This is a genomic window from Arthrobacter sp. 10T425, assembly GCF_056393985.1.
On record NZ_JBFTGZ010000001.1, the window covers coordinates 60974 to 80234 of the forward strand.

Sequence of the window (19261 nt, forward strand, 5' to 3'; positions counted from 1 at the left end):
ACCGGGCCGAGGGCCCCTTCGTGTTGTTTCCGCCGGAGACTACGCCTGGACGGGCGGCTCGGCAGGTGCCAGCACGACGTCGCTGACGGCCAGTTCACCCTCGCCGGCGACAAGCGCCAGTTCACGGGCGTTGGCCGCGGCCTTGAGGTCGGCGAGGCCGGCCTTGAGCTGGGTCGTGAGGGATTCCGAGGCCGTGATCGTCGCGGACAGCACCTCGGTGCGCTGCTTGACCTTGGCCTCGGACTTGGCCTTGCGAATGCCGCTGAGCGCGGTGCCGACCGTGGCCAGGAGGGTAGTGTCGCCGTCGACCGCGATGGCGGAGGGCCACTGGGCGCGGTGCACGGAACCGGTGCGCCACCAGCTCCAGACTTCCTCCGTGGCAAACGGCAGGAACGGCGCGAAGAGCCGCAGGAGGGTGTCCAGGCTCGTCGCGAGGGCGGCCAGCACGGATGCCTGCTGCTCCTCGCCTGCCGCACCGTAGGCACGGTCCTTGATGAGTTCCACGTAGTCGTCGGTGAAGTTCCAGAAGAAGCTCTCGGTGATCTGCAGCGCCCGGGCGTAGTCGTAGCCCTCGAATGCCTTGGTCGCCTGCTCGACGACGTCGGCGAGCTGGGCCAGGACGGCCCGGTCTAAGGGGTTGCTCAGCACGGACAGGTCGCCGGAGACGACCGAGTCCTCGGTGGCGCCCAGGTTCAGGACGAACTTGGAGGCGTTGAGCAGCTTGATGGCCAGGCGGCGGCCGATCTTCATCTGCGCGATCTCGTAGGCGGTGTCCGCGCCGAGCTTGGCCGAGGCAGCCCAGTAGCGCACGGCGTCGGAGCCGTACTCCTCCAGCACATCCGTGGGCACAATGACGTTGCCCTTGGACTTGGACATCTTCTTCCGGTCCGGGTCCAGGATCCAGCCGGAGATGGCCGCGTGCTTCCACGGTGCGGTCTTCTGCAGCGCGTCGGCGCGGACGGCGGAGGAGAACAGCCAGGTCCGGATGATGTCATGGCCCTGCGGGCGCACGTCGAAGGGGTAGACCTTGGCGAAGAGCGCCTCGTCGGTGCTCCAGCCGCCCACAATCTGGGGGGTCAGGGAGGACGTGGCCCAGGTGTCGAGGACGTCCGCGTCGCCGGTGAAGCCGCCGGGCACGTCGCGCTGGGCTTCCTCGTAGCCGGGGGCCGCATCTGCCGCGGGGTCCACGGGCAGCTGCGCGTCCGACGGGACGATCGGTGCGTCGTATTCGGGGTTGCCGTCGGCATCCAGGGGGTACCAGACCGGTACCGGCACGCCGAAGAAGCGCTGGCGGGACACGAGCCAGTCGCCGTTGAGCCCCGAGATCCAGTTCTCGTAGCGGGAGCGCATGAAGGCGGGGTGGAACTCGATCTCGTTGCTGCGGCCGATCAGCCGTTCGCGCCGGTCCTCGTCGCGTCCGCCGTTGCGGATGTACCACTGGCGTGAGGTGACGACCTCGAGGGGCTTGTCGCCCTTCTCGAAGAAGTTCACCGGGTGCATGATCTTCTTGGGCTCGCCGTCAAGCAGTTCCGCGGCGGCCAGGAGCTCCACCACGGACTCCTTGGCACTGAACACCGTCTTGCCGGCGATGGCCGCGAAGTTGGCGCGGCCTTCTTCGGTGGTGATCCACTCCGGGGTCTCGCCGATGATGCGGCCGTCGCGGCCCACGATCGCGCGGGTGGGCAGCTGCAGTTCGCGCCACCAGGTGACGTCGGTGAGGTCGCCGAAGGTGCAGACCATGGCGACGCCGGAGCCCTTGTCTGCCTTGGCCAGCGGGTGGGCCTTGACCTCTACCTCGACACCGAACAGGGGAGAGGTGACCTTCTTGCCGAACAGCGGCTTGTAGCGCTCGTCGTCGGGGTTGGCCACGAGCGCGGCGCAGGCGGCCAGCAGCTCGGGGCGGGTGGTTTCGATGAAGATCTTTTCGCCGTCTTCGGTGAAGAAGGGGTAGCGGTAGTAGGCGCCAGCGACTTCGCGGTCTTCGAGCTCGGCCTGGGCCACGGCGGTGCGGAACGTGACATCCCACAGGGTGGGGGCCTCGGCCATGTACGCGTCGCCTGCGGCCAGGTTGGCCAGGAAAGCGCGCTGCGAGATGGCGCGGGACTTGTCATCGATCGTCCGGTAGGTCAGATCCCAGTCCACGGACAGGCCCAGGGTCTGGAACAGGTGCTCGAAGACCTTCTCGTCCTCGACCGCGAGCTCCTCGCACAGCTCGATGAAGTTCTTGCGGGAGATGACGTCGAAGTCGCGCTGGTTCTTGGCGGGCTCGGCCGGGGGGCGGTAGCCGGCGTCGTAGGCGATCGCGGGATCGCAGCGCACCCCGTAGTAGTTCTGCACGCGGCGCTCGGTGGGCAGGCCGTTGTCGTCCCAGCCCATGGGGTAGAAGACGTTCTTGCCGGTCATGCGCTGATAGCGCGCCAGGACGTCGGTCTGGGTGTAGGAGAACATGTGTCCCACGTGGAGGGATCCCGATGCCGTGGGCGGGGGAGTGTCGATCGAGTAGACCTGCTCCCGGGTGGTGTCCGGGTTGAACTTGTAGGTCCCTTCGCCAAGCCAGCGCTGCGTAAGCGCCTCTTCCAGCCCCTCCAGGGCGGGCTTGTCCGGAACGTTGATGGGGGCGGTGGTGGGCGTGTCTGTACCCTGATTGTCTTCAGCCATGGGCCAATTCTTCCACTAACTCCCATCCCCTGATGTACGGGATGCGGCCGGCGGCGGGATCTCCGGGTGTGGGCGCCGCCCAAGTAACGTGAAGTAGCATGCGCAGATGGGCAATTCTCAGGGTAATTCTGCCGGAACCTTCGTGATCAAGCGCATCTACGACGACCCTTCCGACGACGACGGCTGCCGGGTCCTGGTGGACCGGCTCTGGCCCCGCGGAGTCAGCAAGGAACGGGCCCACCTGGAGCTCTGGCTCAAGGACGTGGCACCGTCTGCACCGCTGCGCAAGGAATTCGGGCACATGCAGGAACGGTTCGCGGACTTCCGGGCGGCCTACGAAGCCGAGCTCGAGGGCAACCCGGCCGTGCAGACGCTGTACGGACTCGCGGCGGAGCACGGGAAAGTGACGCTGCTGTTCGGTGCACGGGACCCGGAGACCGCCCATGCCCGGGTGCTGCAGGAGTTCCTGGAGCACGGCAGCAGCAGCAGGAAATGAGCCCGGCATTGCCGTTACTGTGGTGCCATGACTGAGGGAATCGACAACAACACACAAGAATTCACTGCAGCAGGAGCCAAAGCAGCAGTAGTCACCGGCGCCAGCACCGGAATCGGCGAGGCCACGGTGCGTGCGCTCCGCAAGGAAGGCTGGACCGTGTTCGCCGTCGCCCGCCGTGCCGACCGGCTCGAAGCGCTCGCCGCCGAAACCGGCGCCGTCGCCCTTCCCGCCGATGTGACCGACGACGCCGATGTGGCCCGGCTGCTCGATGAGGTGACCCGCGCCGGCGGCATCGACACGCTGATCAACATCGCCGGTGGTGCCCGCGGCGCCGACAAGGTCGCCGGGGCCAAAACCGAGGACTGGGAATGGATGTTCCAGGTCAACGTGCTGGGCAGCATGAAGCTGATCCGCGCGTTCCTGCCCATGCTGCGTGCCTGCGGCGAGGGAACCGTGCTGAACCTGACCTCCACGGCCGGGCTCGCGGCCTATGAGGGCGGCGGCGGCTACAACGCGGCCAAGTTCGCCCAGCACGCCCTGACCGGCGCCCTGCGGCTCGAAGAGGCCGAGCACAACCTCCGCGTGATCGAGGTGGCCCCCGGGCTGGTGCAGACCGAGGAATTCGCCCTGAACCGCCTCGGCGACCAGGACGCGGCGGCCAAGGTGTACCAGGGAGTCGAGAAGCCACTGACCGCCGAGGACGTGGCCGATGTGGTCCGCTACGCCGTCGTCGCGCCGCACCACATCAACCTGGACCAGATCGTGATCCGCCCGGTGGCGCAGGCGGCCAACTACAAGCTGATCCGCAAGAACCAGTAGGGCGGGGCCAGGAGCGGGGCCAAGGGCGGGGCAAGGGGCCGGGACATCCGGCTGCGACACCTGACGTTCACCGAGGCGTGGGGCGCAGGTCAGGCTGCGCTGGTCCGGAGTTGGCCGGGGTTGGGCAAGGTGGCGCATGCAACTGCACACCACCAGAGTGGAGAACTTTCCCATGCGAACCCCGACGAAGCTCGGCGCTGCCGTACTCAGCGCAGCCCTGCTCCTCGCCGCCGCTGCCCAGGCAAACGCTGCCCAGGCAAACGCCGCCCAGGCAAACGCCGCCGAGGCCCACGCGGCCGACACGAACCCCAACAGCCAGGGCAACCACTTTGACCTCGAGGCCCATCGAGGCGGCATCGGCTTGACTGTCGAGTCAACCCTGGCGTCCTTCGCCAAGGGGATCGAGACCGGCGTTTCCACCCTCGAACTGGACCTCCAGATCACCAAGGACGGCCACGAGGTCATCACCCACGACCGCAAGATCAGCGGCCAGAAGTGCCTGGATACGGCTCCTGTCACGCCGAACGACCCACAGTTCCCCTACGTGGGCAAATACATCAAGGACCTGACGTTCGCGCAGGTCCGCAGCCTGGACTGCGGCACCCTCACGCTGCCCCAGTTCCCGGGCCAGGTGGCCTCGCCGGGCGCCAAGATGCCCACGCTGGCCGAGGTCTTCGCCCTGGCGGACTCGCACCGCGCCAGCCAGGTGAAGTTCAACATCGAAACCAAGGTCGAGGCAGGGGCGCCGCAGGAAACGGCCCCGCGGGAGCAGTTCGTCGACGTCGCGCTCCGCGAAATCAAGGCCGCCGACATGCAGAGCCGCGTCTCAATCGAGAGTTTCGACTGGGGCTCACTGCGCCTGGTCCAGCAGCGCGATCCCCAGATCCGCACCGTGGCCCTGACCAACAAGGACTTCCTCCAGGCAGGCCAGCCCGGCAAGTCGCCGTGGCTGGGCGGCATCGACGCCGATGACTTCGGCGGTGACCTCGTCGCCGCAGCCTCGTCCCTGGGCTTCGACGCCATCTCTCCCGTGCACGGCACGCCGCAGGACGGCGCCGTGACGGATCCGGGCTATGTTCCCTACGTCACCGCCGACATGGTCCGCCGTGCCCATGCGGCAGGCATGCAGGTCATTCCGTGGACCGTTGATGACAAGCCCACCATGCGGGCGCTCATCGGTGCCGGCGTGGACGGGCTGATCACGGATTACCCGGACCGGCTCCGGGACGTGATGGCCGAGTCCGGCATGAAACTGCCGCGCAGCTAGTCCGCCGCGGGGACGGACAACGTGGCCAGGACCGCCGCGTGGTCCGTCCCGGCCACCGGCAGCACGGCATAGCCGCTGCTGCCCACCTGCGGGCTGGTCACGATGTGGTCGATCACCACGCCCGGCAGCGGGGGCCCGGCCATCGGCCAGGTCGGAACCAGCCGTGCCAGGGCGGCGGCGCCCGCGTCGACGCGGGGGCCGCCGGGCCCGGTGCCGTCAGGGCCCTGAAGGATCTGGCGGAACTCGGCGTGGTCGAGGGTGGCGTTGAAGTCGCCCAGCAGCAGCATGCTGCCGGGACGGGCGGCAAGGCGGCCCAGGGCAGCCAATTCACTCCGCCACTGCCCGGCCCGGCCCCACACCGGAGCCTTGGTGTGCACGTTGGTCACGGTGAGGGGGGCCGGCCGGCCGCCGGCGTCGAGCTCCAGCTGCACCGTTGGCATGTGGAAGGCGGAACCGTCCACGGAGTCCACCGGAATGATCGGGCGTGAGGAGTACACGGCGCCGCCGCCCGCGCCGTCCCTCGAGCGGCTGATCCGGTGCGGAAGCAGCGCGTCCAGCCCCTCCGCGTCCAGCCGTTTTTCCAGGTCCGGGGAGAGTTCCTGGACGGCGAGGAGCCCGACACCGTTTTCACGCACCAGCCGGACAACTTCCGCGGCGTCCGCCTGGCCTTTCCAGGCGTTGAGGCTCATGACCGTAAGTTCCGCCGTCGGCGCCGGGGCTGTGGACTGTGCCTGCCCCGTGCTCCGTTGCTCGCCAGGCAGCGAATCCGCCTGCCGGGGCAGAAGCCTGTCCGCCACCCGGTCCGGCGGGAACAGCCACAGCAGCTGGAGGGCCAGGAGGGCGCCGGCCGGGAGGGCCGCCCAGGGACGCCGCCCCGGCAGCGCGAGCAGGAGGGCCGCGCCCGCAGGGAGCGCGAACCAGGGCGTGAAGGCCACGAGCTGGACCACCGGGGCCGGCCAGGGCCCCGGGACCGCCCGGAAGATGGATACCACCGCAACGGGCGCGGCGCAGAGGACAGAGGACACCTGCCACCGGCGGCTGGCGCTGCGGCGCTTCACGGGTAGGCCCGGGGCGGCCGGGGGACGGTCATGGCATGAGTCTATGCAGTCGGACCGCCGGCGTCGCCCCTCACAGCGGAGTTAGTAGCTGTGAAATGCAGTCGCACTGCCCGTCTCTGCAGCGGGGCAGTGAAACGCACTATTTTCTCCGGTACCATCGACGTAGCAGCTTTGACCCGGCCATCACCGGTGAGCTTCCGGAAGAACACCCTCGCGTGAGGTGGAGATTTAGTCGCCACGGTGCGTGCACGGGCCAGTAGAACCGGACGGGTAAGCCCGTCACAGCAGTAATGAGCGGCCGACGCCGGTGCAGAACCTTTCGCGAAGGGGAGCGGACCGGTGGCGGTAAGTGAGGTGGTACCGCGGTCCGTGGTGTCGGAAGACAACAGGGCCGTCCTCGCATCCTGAATGCATGTGTTCACCAGCTCAACCCAGGATGTCGAGATGACTTATTACCCCAAGGCCTCCGCCACAGGCGCCGGCTCCACCACCTCTGCGTCAAACGCGGCTTCCAACGCAGTTTCCAACACCTCCGGTGTGTCTGCCTCCGTGAAGTTCCCGGAGATCGAAGAGCGCATCCTCAAATACTGGGACCAGGACGGCACCTTCCAGGCGAGCATCGACCAGCGGGATGCTGGTCAGGACGGGTCCAACGAGTTCGTCTTCTACGACGGCCCGCCCTTCGCCAACGGCCTGCCGCACTACGGCCACCTCCTGACCGGCTACGCCAAAGACCTCGTGGGCCGCTACCAGACCCAGCGCGGCCGCCGCGTGGAGCGCCGCTTCGGCTGGGACACCCACGGCCTGCCCGCCGAGCTGGAAGCCATGAAGCAGCTGGGCATGACGGACAAGACCCAGATCGAGGCCATGGGCATCGACAAATTCAACGACGCCTGCCGCGCGTCGGTGATGAAGTACGCCGACGAATGGAAGAGCTACGTCACCCGCCAGGCGCGCTGGGTGGACTTCGAGAACGACTACAAGACGCTCAACGTCGAGTACATGGAGTCCGTGCTGTGGGCCTTCAAACAGCTGCACGAAAAGGGCCTGACCTACAACGGCTACCGCGTCCTGCCGTACTGCTGGAAGGACGAGACGCCGCTGTCCAACCATGAGCTGCGCATGGACGACGACGTCTACAAGAACCGCCAGGACCAGACCGTCACGGTCACGTTCCCGATCACGGCGGGGGAGTCGGAGCTGTCCAGGCAGCTCGCCGGGGTGCAGGCACTTGCCTGGACCACCACGCCCTGGACGCTGCCCACCAACCTCGCGCTCGCCGTCGGGCCCGACATCAGCTACGTGGTCCTGCCGGCCGGCCCGCACGGGATCAAGGCCGCGGCAGCCGACGCCCCCGTCACGGGCAGCTTCCTGCTCGCCGCCGACCTTTTGGCCGCCTACGCCAAGGACCTTGGCTACGGCGACGGGGCCGAGGGCGCCGCCGCCGCGGAAGCCGCCATCACCTCCCGCCACACCGGCGCCGAGCTCAACGGCCTGAGCTACGAGCCGCTCTGGGACTACTTCCACGACGCCGAAAAGTACGGCACCGAGAACGCCTGGCGCTTCCTCGTGGCCGACTATGTCACCACCACCGACGGCACCGGCATCGTCCACCAGGCTCCCGCTTACGGCGAAGACGACCAGAAGATCTGTGAAGAGGCCGGCATCCCCGTTGTCCTCTCGGTCGACGAAGGCGCAAAGTTCCTGCCGCTCTTCGGCCACGGCGACCTCGCCGAAATCGCCGGGCTGCAGGTATTCGAGGCCAACAAGCCCATCACCCAGGTGCTCCGCGCCCAGGGCCGCCTGGTCCGCCAGGCCAGCTACGAGCACAGCTACCCGCACTGCTGGCGCTGCCGCAACCCGCTGATCTACCGCGCCGTGTCCTCCTGGTACGTCGAGGTCACCAAGTTCAAGGACCGCATGTCCGAGCTCAACCAGGACATCAACTGGATCCCGGGCAACGTCAAGGACGGCCAGTTCGGCAAGTGGCTCGCCAACGCCCGCGACTGGTCCATCAGCCGCAACCGCTACTGGGGCAGCCCCATCCCCGTCTGGCAGTCCACCGACCCGGACTACCCGCGCACCGACGTCTACGGCTCCCTGGCCGAAATCGAGGCCGACTTCGGCCGCCTGCCGCTGAACAAGGCCGGCCAGGTGGACCTGCACCGGCCGTTCATCGACGAGCTCACCCGCCCGAACCCGGATGACCCCCGCACTCCGGAAGAAGGCCAGTCCGTGATGCGCCGCGTCGAGGACGTCCTGGACGTCTGGTTCGACTCCGGTTCCATGCCCTACGGCCAGGTCCACTACCCGTTCCAGAACGAGGAATGGTTCGACACGCACAACCCGGCGGACTTCATCGTCGAGTACATCGGCCAGACCCGCGGCTGGTTCTACATGCTGCACATCCTTTCCACCGCGCTGTTCGACCGTCCGGCCTTCCGCAACGTCATCAGCCACGGCATCGTGCTGGGTTCGGACGGGCAGAAGATGTCCAAGAGCCTGCGCAACTACCCGGACGTCTCCGAGGTCCTGGACCGCGACGGCTCCGACGCCATGCGCTGGTTCCTGATGTCCAGCCCGATCCTGCGCGGCGGCAACCTCGTGGTCACCGAGCAGGGCATCCGCGACGGCGTCCGTCAGGTCATACTGCCGCTGTGGAACGTTTACAGTTTCTTCACGCTGTACACGAACGCGGCAGATGGCGGGCGCGGGTACGACGCGAAGCTCCGCTACGACGGCTACGCCGACACCCTGGACCAGTACCTCATGGCCAACACCGGGGACCTGGTCCGGAACATGACCGCCCAGCTGGACAGCTACGACATCTCCGGCGCCTGCGACGAGCTGCGCAGCTACCTGGACATGCTCACCAACTGGTACGTCCGCCGCAGCCGCCAGCGCTTCTTCGACGAGAGTGTGGACGCCTTCGACGCGCTCTACACCGCGCTGGAGACCGTCACCCGCGTGGCCGCCTCTCTGCTGCCGCTGATCTCCGAGGAGATCTGGCGCGGCCTCACCGGCGGGCGTTCCGTGCACCTGGCCGACTGGCCGGATGCCGGACTGTTCCCGGCCAACCCTGGCCTGGTCGCGGCGATGGACCGGGTGCAGCAGATCTGCTCCACCGGCTCCTCGCTGCGCAAGGCCGCGAACCTGCGCGTGCGCCTGCCGCTGCAGGAACTCACGGTCGTGGCACCGGGCGCGGACGCGCTGGGCGGCTTCGCCGCCGTCGTCGCCGATGAACTGAACCTGCGCTCGGTCCGCCTGCTGGACGCCGAGAGCGCCTCCCCGGAGGAGTTCGGCATCGAGCAGAAGCTCGTGGTCAATGCCCGGGCCGCCGGCCCGCGCCTGGGCAAGAACGTCCAGCAGGCCATCAAGGGCTCCAAGTCCGGCGACTGGTCGGTCAGCGACGCCGGGGTGGTCACCGCCGGCGGCCTCGACCTCGAACCGCAGGAGTACACCCTGGAAACCGTCGTGGCCGAGGCCGCGGAAGGCGAAGGCTCACGCGCGGCCGCCGTGCTTCCCGGCGGCGGCTTCGTGGTCCTCAACACCGAGGTCACCCCGGAGCTGGAGGCCGAGGGCCTGGCCCGTGACATGGTCCGCGCCATCCAGCAGGCCCGCAAGGACGCCGGACTCAATGTCAGCGACCGGATCAGCACGTCCGTCACGGCGAAGCAGGACGTCGTCGAGGCGCTGCTGGCCAACGCGGAGCTGGTCAAGACCGAAACCCTGACCGTCGAGCTGGAAACCCTGGCGGCCGACATCAAGGACCCGCAGGTCAGCGTTGCCAAGAAAGTTGGAGCCTAAACCATGACCGATGAATTCTCCGTTGAAAGCGTCTACGCCGAGCTCCTGGGCCGGGCGCCGGAAAACAAAATGGAGCCGCGGCTCGCCCCGCTGCACCGGGCCATGGAAATCCTGGGGGAGCCGAACAAGGCGTTCCCGATCATCCACGTCACCGGCACCAACGGCAAGACCTCCACGGCCCGGATGATCGAGGCCGGGCTGCGCGCCCACGGCCTGAGCACCGGCCGCTACACGAGCCCGCACCTGTCCAAGGTCACCGAGCGGATCAGCATCGACGGCGCCCCGGTGACGGATGAGACGTTCGTCCGGATCTGGGACGAGATCCGTCCCTACCTGCAGATCGTGGACGGCGAACTCGAGGCGGCGGGCCAGCCCCGGCTGACCTACTTCGAGTGCCTGACCATCCTGGGCTTCGCGGTCTTCGCTGACCAGCCGGTCAACGTCGCCGTGATCGAAGTGGGCCTGGGCGGCATCACCGACGCCACGAACGTCGGCGATGGCCAGGTGGCCGTCGTCACCCCGATCTCGCTGGACCACACCGATCTGCTGGGCGACACCACCGGGGACATCGCCTACGAGAAGGCCGGCATCATCAAGCCCGGCAGCTTCCTCATCAGCGCGGCGCAGCCGGTCGACGCGGCCCAGGTCCTGCTGGAAAAGGCCAAAGAGGTCAACGTGCCGTTCCGCTTCGAGGGCGTGGAGTTCGGCGTCGAATCCCGCACCGTCGCGGTCGGCGGCCAGATGGTCACCATCCAGGGCATCGCCGGACGCTACGAGGACCTGCTGGTGCCGCTGCACGGCGCGCACCAGGCCGAGAACGCCGCCGTCGCCATTGCCGCGCTGGAAGCGTTCTTTGGCGGGGAAAAGGCGATCGACGCCGAGATCCTGCAGGAGGCCTTCGCCTCCGTCACCTCCCCGGGTCGGCTTGAGGTGGTCCGCACCGCGCCGACCATCATCGTGGACGCGGCCCACAACCCGGAGGGCATCCGGGTCTCCGCCGAGGCCATCCACGAGGCCTTCAACTTCACCAAGCTGGTGGTGGTGGTCGGCGTGCTGCGGGAGAAGGACGCCGAGGAGATCCTGCGCCAGCTCAAGGAATCCCTGGGCGGCCTCGCCACCGAATACTGCTTCACCCAGTCCAACTCGCCCCGGGCCGTCCCGGCCGAGGACCTGGCCGAAATCGCGGTTGACCTGGGCTTCGGCGAGGAGAACATCCACGTCGCCGGGAAGCTCGATGATGCCCTCGAATGGGCCGTGGAACGGGCCGAAGCCGATGACGAGCCCGCCGGCGGGGTCCTCGTGACCGGTTCCATCACGCTCGTCGCGGACGCCCGGATCCTGCTCGGAAAGGCGGACGCTTAAGCGATGGCGAAGCTCACCAAAGCCCAACGCGAATGGCGCCCGGGCATGCCCAAAAAACGACGGTCGACGAAGGTCATGTTCGCCTCCACGGTCCTGCTGCTGGAAGCGTTCGTGGTGCTCTTCGGCACACTGGCCGTCTTTGGACTGCACCGGAACGAATACCCTGCGGCCCTGGTCTTCTCGGTCGGGATCGGCCTGTGCCTGGTCTTCGTCTTCACCTGCGCTGTCCTCTCGAAGCCGTGGGGAGTGGCCCTGGGCTGGGTCCTGCAGCTCGTGCTGATCCTGGGCGGCATCGTGGAACCGGCGATGTACCTCGTCGGCGCGCTCTTCGCCGTGGCGTGGTGGTACGGGATCCGGACCGGCATCCGGATTGACCGGGAAGCTGCCCAGCGGGAGCGCGAGCAAGCTGACTGGGATGCGGCCCACCCCCAGGGCCCCGCGCCGGGAAAGAGCGCCTGAACCTCCATCCCGGGCACCTGGCCCGAACCCCGTAGACTTGACCCAAATCCCACCCCAACACATTGGAGCAGCTGTGAGCATTGAGCGCACCCTCGTCCTGATCAAGCCCGACGGCGTCGCCCGCAACCTGTCCGGCGCCATCCTGAGCCGGATCGAAGCCAAGGGCTACACCCTGGCCGAGCTCAAGAAAGTCGACGCAAGCCGCGAACTGCTGGAGCAGCACTACGAGGAGCACGTCGGCAAGCCGTTCTACGAGCCGCTGGTTGAGTTCATGCTCAGCGGCCCCGTGGTCGCCGCGATCTTCGAGGGCCACCGCGTGATCGAGGGCTTCCGCACCCTCGCCGGCACCACGGACCCGACGACGGCGGCGCCCGGTACCATCCGCGGCGACTTCGGCCGCGACTGGGGCCTGAAGGTCCAGCAGAACCTGGTCCACGGCTCGGATTCGGCGGAATCCGCCGAGCGCGAGATCAAGATCTGGTTCTAGCCCGAATTTCGGACGCCCTCCGCCACCGAGGGGACAGTTAAGGCCAATGTTCGTACCGGACATTGGCCTTAACTGTCCCCTCGCGCTCTGGCACCTCGCTGCGGGTGGGGCTTCACGGGCCGCTCCGGGTCCGGAGACCTCTCATCGGCTGGCGAGGCGCACTAGATTCGAGAACTGACGGGTCTGCATGACCCAATGCGCGGGCTCCAGCATGGTGATGCTCAGGATGGGTTGCAGCCATTGTGGCTGTAGCGACCAGTAGCCGCTGACTACCAGCCGGGTGCGCTCACCCGCGGCCTCCCGCAGCTCGAATCCCCAGAGCGAGTCGGTGCAATAGCGCGGCCGGGTTCGTGCCGGGTCGAAGGGACGCCCGCGGAGATCGACCGACATACGCAGGCCCAGGAACCTCTCGGGTTCAAGCGCCGCGACCGCCCACCACTCGCTGCCGTCGGGCTTCGCCGCCAGACGGTCATCGATGGCGATGTCCTGCCACTCCGGATGGATGCGCCCTGCGCTGCGGCGCCCGAAATTATCGAGACGGTCCCAGCTGTACCAGCCGGCGCGATCCGTTCCCATCTGCACCAGCCAGGGCCACACGCGGGAAGGGGGCGCATCGATGGTCACCGCCATGGTCGCGCTTCGGGTGCTGCCCGGAATCAACCCGGCGCCCGGGTAAGGTCCCCGCGCTTCGTCAACGGTCGCACCCCAGCGAAGCAGGCGTGGCCGCGCAACGGCCAGGTATCCGGTGGTGAAAACGGCCACGGCACCCGCTGCCAGCAGGGATCCCCTCGGTGCAGGGTGCATCATCGCGCTTCCCCCTCAGTGATCAGGTGTTCCCGGAAGAACCCGAGGATGCGCAGGCGCGCGTCCTCGGCGGAGGGCTCGTGGTAACCGGCAGCGACCAGCTTCGCGAGCAACTTGTCCCCGAACGTGAGGTCCGACGGGCCATGCCTGTTGAGGAAGCCGTGACCGGCGTCGGGATAGACCTTGATGTCATGCTCTATTCCGGCCTCGGCGAGCAGCGGCTCCAGACGCGCCGGCACCTTGCGCACTCCGGGCCAGCGGTCCCTGGCGCCGTAGCTGCCAACGATGGGACAGGCGCGGGGCATTGCGCGGGCGGTCTCGTCATCCAGTCCGCCGTAGTTGACGCTTGCCGCGGCGAAGTCATGGTCCGGGGCCAGCATGAGGGCGAACCCGCCGCCCATACAGAAACCGATCACGCCGATCCGGCCGGTGCAGCCGTCCTGTCCGGCCAGCCAGGCGCGGGTGACGTCCAGGTCACCGAGGGGCCGCCAGCCGCGGATGAGGGACCACAAGCAGGCCGTCCTGGTGCCCCAGTAAAACAGGTCAGGTGCCACGGCGAGGAACCCCTCGCCGGCCAGCCAGTCGGCCTGGTCTCTGGTGTCACGGCTCAGGCCGAGTGCGTCATGGATGACGACGACGCCGGGCCACGGACCGGTACCGGCCGGCGTCGCCGCGTAGGCAGGCATGTCCCCTCGTTCGGCGTCAATGCTCACAACGGTCATGGGTCCTCCCGTGCACGCCCCACCGAGCCGGGCGCCGCGGCCGGGATGCGCAGTCCCGACGGCATTAGCCTGTGATGCTGCCTGAAGACGTGGACGAAGCAGGTTTAGCGAGTTGGGCCGTAATCTGATCCGTCCATTCGTCGACTGCCGCCCAGTCCCGCAAATCCCCAAATCGGCCGCCGGTGAGCCGGAACAACACCCGGAGCGGTGCCGGCATCTGGCCTGCCTGGTAGACGCCGGAGAAGAGTTTGTGGCCTCGAAGTGGAACTTCTTTGATCAGGACTTCTGCCAGACGTTCCTGTTGCAGTGCCGCGCCGCGCCGGCGTATGGGCTTGGGCAGCGCATCCGCCATCCCTACACTGAAGGCCCAGACGGGCCGACTGGCCAACTCGCGGGCGTGGTGTTTGAAGAACAGCAAAGCCGGGGGCAGCCAGGCCTGGTTGTGGACGGCGCTGCCGACGACGACAGCCTCATAGCGGGAGAGGGCCCCGACGTCCTCCACGGACCGGCACTCTACCTCGCCCAGTGCACCCGCCATGCGGGATGCCATATGTTGTGCCATCTCCCGGGTGGAGCCCAGGGCGCTTGCGTAGGCAATTAGAACAGTCATCAAGAGGCCTCCGGTCTTCCTTCCTCCAGCCTTATGTAACCTGCGCGCGCGGGGTCGTGCCATAAGTCCCGACATGGGCCCGGACCCTCTCACCGAAGAGACGGCTAAGGCCAATGCCCAGCGCGAGCATTGGCCTTAACTGTCTCTTCGATGCGGTTGGGGCGTTTAGTAGCCGGAGGTTCCGATGAAAACCTGGATGAAAGCGAAGAAGATCGTCGCGACGACGGCGACGTACAGCAGCGCCGTAATGATCCAGCCGGAGTCGCCGATCACCTTGGTGGGACCGGCGGGCAGGGCAATCACGCCGTGGGAGATGTTCCGGACGCTCACCCAGACGAACAGCGGGATCATCACGGCCCAGACGATCATGCAGAACGGGCAGAGGATGTGGATGGCGTACAGGGCCTGGGACCAGAGCCAGACCACGAACGCGAAGCCCAGCGTCACGCCCGCCTGGAGCCCCAGCCAATACCACCGGGAAAACCGGGCGCCGGCGAGGATACCCATGGCCGTGGTGATGATCACGGCGAAGGCGACGATTCCGATGAACATATTGGGGAAGCCGAACACGGAACTCTGCGGTGTCTGCATGACCTGGCCGCAGGAGATCCACGGGTTCACGTCGCAGACCGTGACGTGGTTCGGGTCCTTCAGGACCTCCAGCTTCTCCAGCACCAGGGCCCCGGATGCGAGCCAGCCGATGACGCCGGTGATCAGCAGGAGCCAGGCGAACGGGCGGTCGCGGGTCATCGTGGGAAGGGGCCGCGCCGCGGGGGCCGGGCCGGAACCCGGTTGGTGCACGGTCGCGTCGCCGGCAGTGCTGGAGATGCTGGGCATGGAAATTGAGTCCTTTTTTAGTCGTCTTGACCGGGTGCTTCTTGCCCCGATTGTAACGCCGGAGGCTGAGCAGCGCCGGAGAACGGCCCCGGCCGCCGCGCCCGGCCGAACCTGTTGCACTTCCGGCCCCGCCTGCCCCTGCTTTCACGGCTCCTGTGAGACAATGATCGTGGCTGGAACCCGATCCACATCCGGATTCCGGTCCGGCGATTTTGTTTCAAGACCGCCAATGATGAGCAGGGAGCTGCGGATCCTCTGATTCCAGCTGTCCCGCAATGCCATTGGACGGCACCTGGTTGTGGCGTGTAGGTCAACGGGTTCCAAAACAATCTCGCCGGCCCTCCAGGGCTGCCGCACCCCACTGCCGGTGCGAACCTGAGGGTATCCAATTGACTTCTGTCAATGCCTGCGGGTGTTGACGCATATTTGCCCCAAGGGGCGCCGAATGTGGCGGCGCATCAGGGGCAGGAGTGTCGCCACATATGGATAATGACCAGGTAGTAGCCGGAAACGAAGAACTAGTAGTCACCGGGGAAGCGCAGGGAACTGCTGAAGCAGAGGCTCCGGTAGCGCCGAAGAGGGCCGTACGGACCCGCCGGAAGGCGCCCGTCGCCAAGGTCAACGCCGCGGAGGCGGCCGAGGCTGTCGCCGAAGCCGCGGCCCTGGCCGACGCGGCCGGTTCAGATGAGCCCGTCCGGGGCCGCCGTAAGTCGGCCAACGTCGAAGCAGCCGGATCTGAAACTGTTGAACCCGAAGCTGCTGTATCTGAAACTGCTGCCGCCGGGACTGCGGCCAAGGCGCCCGCGCGGCGCACCCGGACCCGGAAAGCGGTAGCAGCCCCGGAACCGTTGCCTGCCTTCGCCGGCGATGCCGAAACCGGCGCACCTGCCGCGGCTGAGGCCCCCGCAGCAGCTGGCACTGACGCAGCTGCCGCCGCAGAAGCCGCACAAACGGCCGCAGAGACGGTTGCGGAAAAGCCGGTCCGGCGCCGCGCCAGCCGTGCCAAGGCCGCCCCGAAGGCCGAAGAAGCACCCGCAGCAACGCTCCCGGCCGAAGAGGCCCCCGCGGCGGAAGCACCCACCGCGGAAGCCGCCGCAGCCCAGCCCGAAGAGCCGGAAGCCCGGCCCGAGGAAAGCCCGGCCGCGTCGCTGTTCATGGAACCGGGTGCCCTCACTTCCGTCATCTTCCAGGCCCCGGACCTGAGCACTTTGGTGCGTCCGGCCCCCGTTGCCGCCGCAGCAGCTGAGCCCGAGGACGAGGAAGGCGACGAGGACGAGGACGCCGGCAACCGCCGTCGGCGCCGCAGCCGCGGCCGGCGCGGCCGCACCCGCACCTCTGCCGAGTCCGACACCGAGTCGGAAGGCACCGAAGAAGAGGGAGACGAAGGCTCCGAGTTGATCCTTGAAGACGGTGTGACCTCCCGCCGCCGCCGCCGCCGTCGCCGTGGAGACCAGGACCTCGAGCTGACCGGCGGGGAAGGCGACGATCCGCCCAACACGGTGACCCGCGTCCGTGCGCCGCGTGCCATGGCCGAGGCGCCGGTGAACAACCGCGTCACATCCGTCAAGGGCTCCACCCGCCTGGAAGCCAAGAAGCAGCGCCGCCGCGAATCCCGCGACACCGGCCGCCGCCGTACCGTCATCACCGAGGCCGAGTTCCTGGCCCGCCGCGAGTCCGTGGACCGCCAGATGATCGTCCGCCAGCGCGACGACAGAATCCAGATCGGTGTCCTTGAAGACGGCGTCCTGGCCGAGCACTTCGTGTCCAAGACCCAGCAGGACTCCCTGATCGGCAACGTCTACCTGGGCAAGGTCCAGAACGTGCTGCCCTCCATGGAGGCCGCTTTCGTGGACATCGGCCGCGGCCGCAACGCCGTGCTCTACGCCGGTGAAGTGAACTGGGAGTCCGTCAACCTCGAGGGCAAGCAGCGCCGCATCGAGAACGCGCTGAAGTCCGGCGACTCCGTGCTGGTCCAGGTCACCAAGGACCCGGTCGGCCACAAGGGCGCCCGTCTCACCAGCCAGATCTCGCTGCCCGGCCGGTACCTCGTGTACGTGCCCGGCGGTTCCATGACCGGCATCTCCCGCAAGCTGCCCGACGTCGAACGCAACCGCCTCAAGCGGATCCTCAAGGACCGCCTGCCCGAGGACGCGGGCGTCATTGTCCGCACCGCGGCCGAGGGAGCTTCCGAGGAAGAGCTGACGCACGACATCAACCGCCTCCGCGCGCAGTGGGAAGGCATCGAGAGCCAGTCGACGTCCACCAAGATCCTCGCCCCCGAGCTGCTCTACGGCGAACCTGACCTGACCATCAAGGTGGTCCGGGACGTCTTCAACGAGGACTTCTCCAAGCTGATCGTCTCCGGCGAGGAAGCCTGGGACACCATCGAGGCCTACGTCACCTACGTCGCGCCGGACCTCGTGGGCCGGCTCGAGAAGTGGACCAAGGACACGGACATCTTCGCGGCCTGGCGCATCGACGAGCAGATCCACAAGGCCCTGGACCGGAAGGTCTTCCTGCCCTCGGGCGGTTCGCTCGTGATCGACCGCACCGAAGCCATGACCGTGGTGGACGTTAACACCGGCAAATTCACCGGCTCCGGCGGCAACCTCGAGGAAACCGTCACCAAGAACAACCTGGAAGCGGCCGAGGAAGTCGTCCGGCAGCTGCGCCTGCGCGACATTGGCGGCATCATCGTGATCGACTTCATCGACATGGTGCTCGAATCCAACCGCGACCTCGTGCTGCGCCGCATGGTGGAGTGCCTGGGCCGGGACCGGACTAAACACCAGGTGGCCGAGGTGACCTCGCTGGGCCTCGTGCAGATGACCCGCAAGCGGATGGGCACCGGGCTGCTGGAAGTCTTCGGCGAACAGTGCGAAACATGTGCGGGCCGCGGCATCGTCACCCACGACGAGCCGGTGGAGCACCGCCGCGCCAACACGGTCGCCGCGGAGCACTATGTGCCGCGCACCGAGGCGCAGCCTGCTGCCCGCCCGGAACGCAAGAGCCGTCGCCGCGGCCGGGGAGGCCAGGGCGGAGAGACCGCGCCGGCCGCACCCGCGCCCGTCCACGCCGAACCCACCGAGGCCGAACGCCACGCCAAGGCCGAGGCCACCCGTGCCGCGCTGGCCAACATCGCTGCCGCAGCGCACGCCGCGCACCTGCACGACGGGGAGGCAGCCGCAGCCAGCGACGCCGGGGCCCGCCAGGCCGCCGTCGACGCCGTCACGCAGCTCGCAGCCGCCGACGAGGCAGCCGGCCGCCCCGCAACGGTGCTGACGTTTGGCGGCGAGCAGGTGGCCCTGCCCTTCGTCGAGCACGCGGAGGACGCGCCGTCACCGGCCCTGACCCTGGACCTGCTGACCGAGGCCTTCGCAAACCTGGGCGAAGCCGAGGCCGGCAAGCCGGACCAGGCCGCCGGCCTGGCGGCCGGTCAGGCAGCAGCTGTTGCCGCACCGGAAGACACGGCGCCCGAGGCGCCGTCGGCCGTCCGCGCTGCGGAGGCGCCGGCGTCACGCACAGCTGACACCACGACGCTGCGCGGCCGCCGCGGGCGCCGCAACCGGAGTGCCAGCCGCGCCCAGGGCGCAGCCAACGAAACCTCCGTGGAGCACCGCGAGGCAACCCGGCCGGCCGCGGCCGGATCGGTCCACGAGGCCAAGGCTCCCGCTGCGGCCGGGCCTGCGTCCATCCCGGCCGGCAACGAGCCGATCATCCTCGGCGTCGGCGTGCCAGCGTCGGAGCTGTAGTCCTCCGCGACTGACCACGTCCCCGTCCGGTCATTATTTCGACTGGTCGGGCCGCGGGTCCGGGTCAGGGCAGACGTAACATACGTCCACCAGGCCTGGGCCCGCTCGTGCGTTAACGGGTCC

Annotated in this window: 14 protein-coding genes; 8 read left to right on the forward strand and 6 right to left on the reverse strand. The window is 68.0% G+C overall.

What is annotated here, in order from left to right; translation table 11 throughout:
- Positions 1 to 39: 39 nt before the first annotated feature.
- Complete coding sequence (valS, locus tag AC1DDH_RS00345) at positions 40 to 2658, reverse strand: valine--tRNA ligase (RefSeq protein ID WP_476954593.1); 2619 nt, start codon at positions 2656 to 2658, stop codon at positions 40 to 42.
- A 106-nt stretch (positions 2659 to 2764) separates the two neighbouring features.
- On the opposite strand from valS, the gene AC1DDH_RS00350 reads away from it, so the two are divergent.
- The 3 genes from AC1DDH_RS00350 to AC1DDH_RS00360 all read left to right on the forward strand — a co-directional run bounded on the left by AC1DDH_RS00350 (position 2765) and on the right by AC1DDH_RS00360 (position 5240).
- Positions 2765 to 3154 (forward strand): DUF488 domain-containing protein, encoded by a 390-nt coding sequence (locus tag AC1DDH_RS00350; protein ID WP_476954594.1) that lies wholly within the window; start codon positions 2765 to 2767, stop codon positions 3152 to 3154.
- A 27-nt stretch (positions 3155 to 3181) separates the two neighbouring features.
- Positions 3182 to 3973: an SDR family oxidoreductase gene (locus AC1DDH_RS00355; protein WP_223917446.1), complete on the forward strand. Its 792-nt coding sequence runs from the start codon at positions 3182 to 3184 to the stop codon at positions 3971 to 3973.
- A 172-nt stretch (positions 3974 to 4145) separates the two neighbouring features.
- Positions 4146 to 5240, forward strand: a complete 1095-nt coding sequence (locus AC1DDH_RS00360) for a glycerophosphodiester phosphodiesterase (protein ID WP_476954595.1) — start codon at positions 4146 to 4148, stop codon at positions 5238 to 5240.
- Here the strand turns inward: AC1DDH_RS00360 and AC1DDH_RS00365 are convergent.
- On the reverse strand, positions 5237 to 6298 hold the full coding sequence (locus AC1DDH_RS00365) for an endonuclease/exonuclease/phosphatase family protein (protein ID WP_476954596.1): 1062 nt from the start codon (positions 6296 to 6298) through the stop codon (positions 5237 to 5239). The two genes, AC1DDH_RS00360 and AC1DDH_RS00365, sit on opposite strands and share 4 nt — an antisense overlap.
- A 444-nt stretch (positions 6299 to 6742) precedes the next feature.
- Between AC1DDH_RS00365 and ileS the strand changes: the two genes are divergently transcribed.
- The 4 genes from ileS (at position 6743) to ndk (ending at position 12413) form a co-directional block, all read left to right on the forward strand.
- A complete protein-coding gene (gene ileS, locus AC1DDH_RS00370) occupies positions 6743 to 10105 on the forward strand; it encodes an isoleucine--tRNA ligase (RefSeq protein ID WP_476954597.1) in 3363 nt (1120 codons plus the stop codon).
- Between the two features lie 3 nt (positions 10106 to 10108).
- A complete protein-coding gene (locus AC1DDH_RS00375) occupies positions 10109 to 11467 on the forward strand; it encodes a bifunctional folylpolyglutamate synthase/dihydrofolate synthase (RefSeq protein ID WP_476954598.1) in 1359 nt (452 codons plus the stop codon).
- A 3-nt stretch (positions 11468 to 11470) separates the two neighbouring features.
- Positions 11471 to 11926 (forward strand): DUF4233 domain-containing protein, encoded by a 456-nt coding sequence (locus tag AC1DDH_RS00380; RefSeq protein WP_476856911.1) that lies wholly within the window; start codon positions 11471 to 11473, stop codon positions 11924 to 11926.
- A 73-nt stretch (positions 11927 to 11999) separates the two neighbouring features.
- Complete coding sequence (gene ndk / locus AC1DDH_RS00385) at positions 12000 to 12413, forward strand: nucleoside-diphosphate kinase (RefSeq protein ID WP_018773361.1); 414 nt, start codon at positions 12000 to 12002, stop codon at positions 12411 to 12413.
- A gap of 141 nt (positions 12414 to 12554) precedes the next feature.
- Here the strand turns inward: ndk and AC1DDH_RS00390 are convergent, their stop codons facing one another.
- The 4 genes from AC1DDH_RS00390 to AC1DDH_RS00405 form a co-directional block, all read right to left on the reverse strand.
- Positions 12555 to 13175 carry a hypothetical protein gene (locus AC1DDH_RS00390; protein WP_476954599.1) on the reverse strand — a complete coding sequence of 207 codons (621 nt, stop codon included), beginning with the start codon at positions 13173 to 13175 and terminating at the stop codon, positions 12555 to 12557.
- Positions 13176 to 13216: 41 nt separating this feature from the next.
- Positions 13217 to 13939, reverse strand: a complete 723-nt coding sequence (locus tag AC1DDH_RS00395; protein WP_476954600.1) for a dienelactone hydrolase family protein — start codon at positions 13937 to 13939, stop codon at positions 13217 to 13219.
- Between the two features lie 64 nt (positions 13940 to 14003).
- Positions 14004 to 14549 (reverse strand): flavodoxin domain-containing protein, encoded by a 546-nt coding sequence (locus tag AC1DDH_RS00400; protein ID WP_476856908.1) that lies wholly within the window; start codon positions 14547 to 14549, stop codon positions 14004 to 14006.
- Between the two features lie 165 nt (positions 14550 to 14714).
- On the reverse strand, positions 14715 to 15386 hold the full coding sequence (locus AC1DDH_RS00405) for a vitamin K epoxide reductase family protein (protein WP_028277864.1): 672 nt from the start codon (positions 15384 to 15386) through the stop codon (positions 14715 to 14717).
- A 482-nt stretch (positions 15387 to 15868) separates the two neighbouring features.
- On the opposite strand from AC1DDH_RS00405, the gene AC1DDH_RS00410 reads away from it, so the two are divergent.
- On the forward strand, positions 15869 to 19138 hold the full coding sequence (locus AC1DDH_RS00410; protein WP_476954601.1) for an Rne/Rng family ribonuclease: 3270 nt from the start codon (positions 15869 to 15871) through the stop codon (positions 19136 to 19138).
- The last annotated feature ends 123 nt before the right edge of the window (positions 19139 to 19261 follow it).

Excerpts from the sequence above, each read along its gene's own strand:
- AC1DDH_RS00395 (WP_476954600.1), bottom strand. The coding sequence starts at position 13,939 with ATGACCGTTGTGAGCATTGACGCCGAACGAGGGGACATGCCTGCCTAC.
- AC1DDH_RS00360 (WP_476954595.1), top strand. The coding sequence starts at position 4,146 with ATGCGAACCCCGACGAAGCTCGGCGCTGCCGTACTCAGCGCAGCCCTG.
- AC1DDH_RS00375 (WP_476954598.1), top strand. The coding sequence starts at position 10,109 with ATGACCGATGAATTCTCCGTTGAAAGCGTCTACGCCGAGCTCCTGGGC.
- AC1DDH_RS00410 (WP_476954601.1), top strand. The coding sequence starts at position 15,869 with ATGGATAATGACCAGGTAGTAGCCGGAAACGAAGAACTAGTAGTCACC.
- AC1DDH_RS00400 (WP_476856908.1), bottom strand. The coding sequence starts at position 14,549 with ATGACTGTTCTAATTGCCTACGCAAGCGCCCTGGGCTCCACCCGGGAG.
- ileS (WP_476954597.1), top strand. The coding sequence starts at position 6,743 with ATGACTTATTACCCCAAGGCCTCCGCCACAGGCGCCGGCTCCACCACC.
- valS (WP_476954593.1), bottom strand. The coding sequence starts at position 2,658 with ATGGCTGAAGACAATCAGGGTACAGACACGCCCACCACCGCCCCCATC.
- AC1DDH_RS00380 (WP_476856911.1), top strand. The coding sequence starts at position 11,471 with ATGGCGAAGCTCACCAAAGCCCAACGCGAATGGCGCCCGGGCATGCCC.
- AC1DDH_RS00405 (WP_028277864.1), bottom strand. The coding sequence starts at position 15,386 with ATGCCCAGCATCTCCAGCACTGCCGGCGACGCGACCGTGCACCAACCG.
- AC1DDH_RS00355 (WP_223917446.1), top strand. The coding sequence starts at position 3,182 with ATGACTGAGGGAATCGACAACAACACACAAGAATTCACTGCAGCAGGA.
- AC1DDH_RS00350 (WP_476954594.1), top strand. The coding sequence starts at position 2,765 with ATGGGCAATTCTCAGGGTAATTCTGCCGGAACCTTCGTGATCAAGCGC.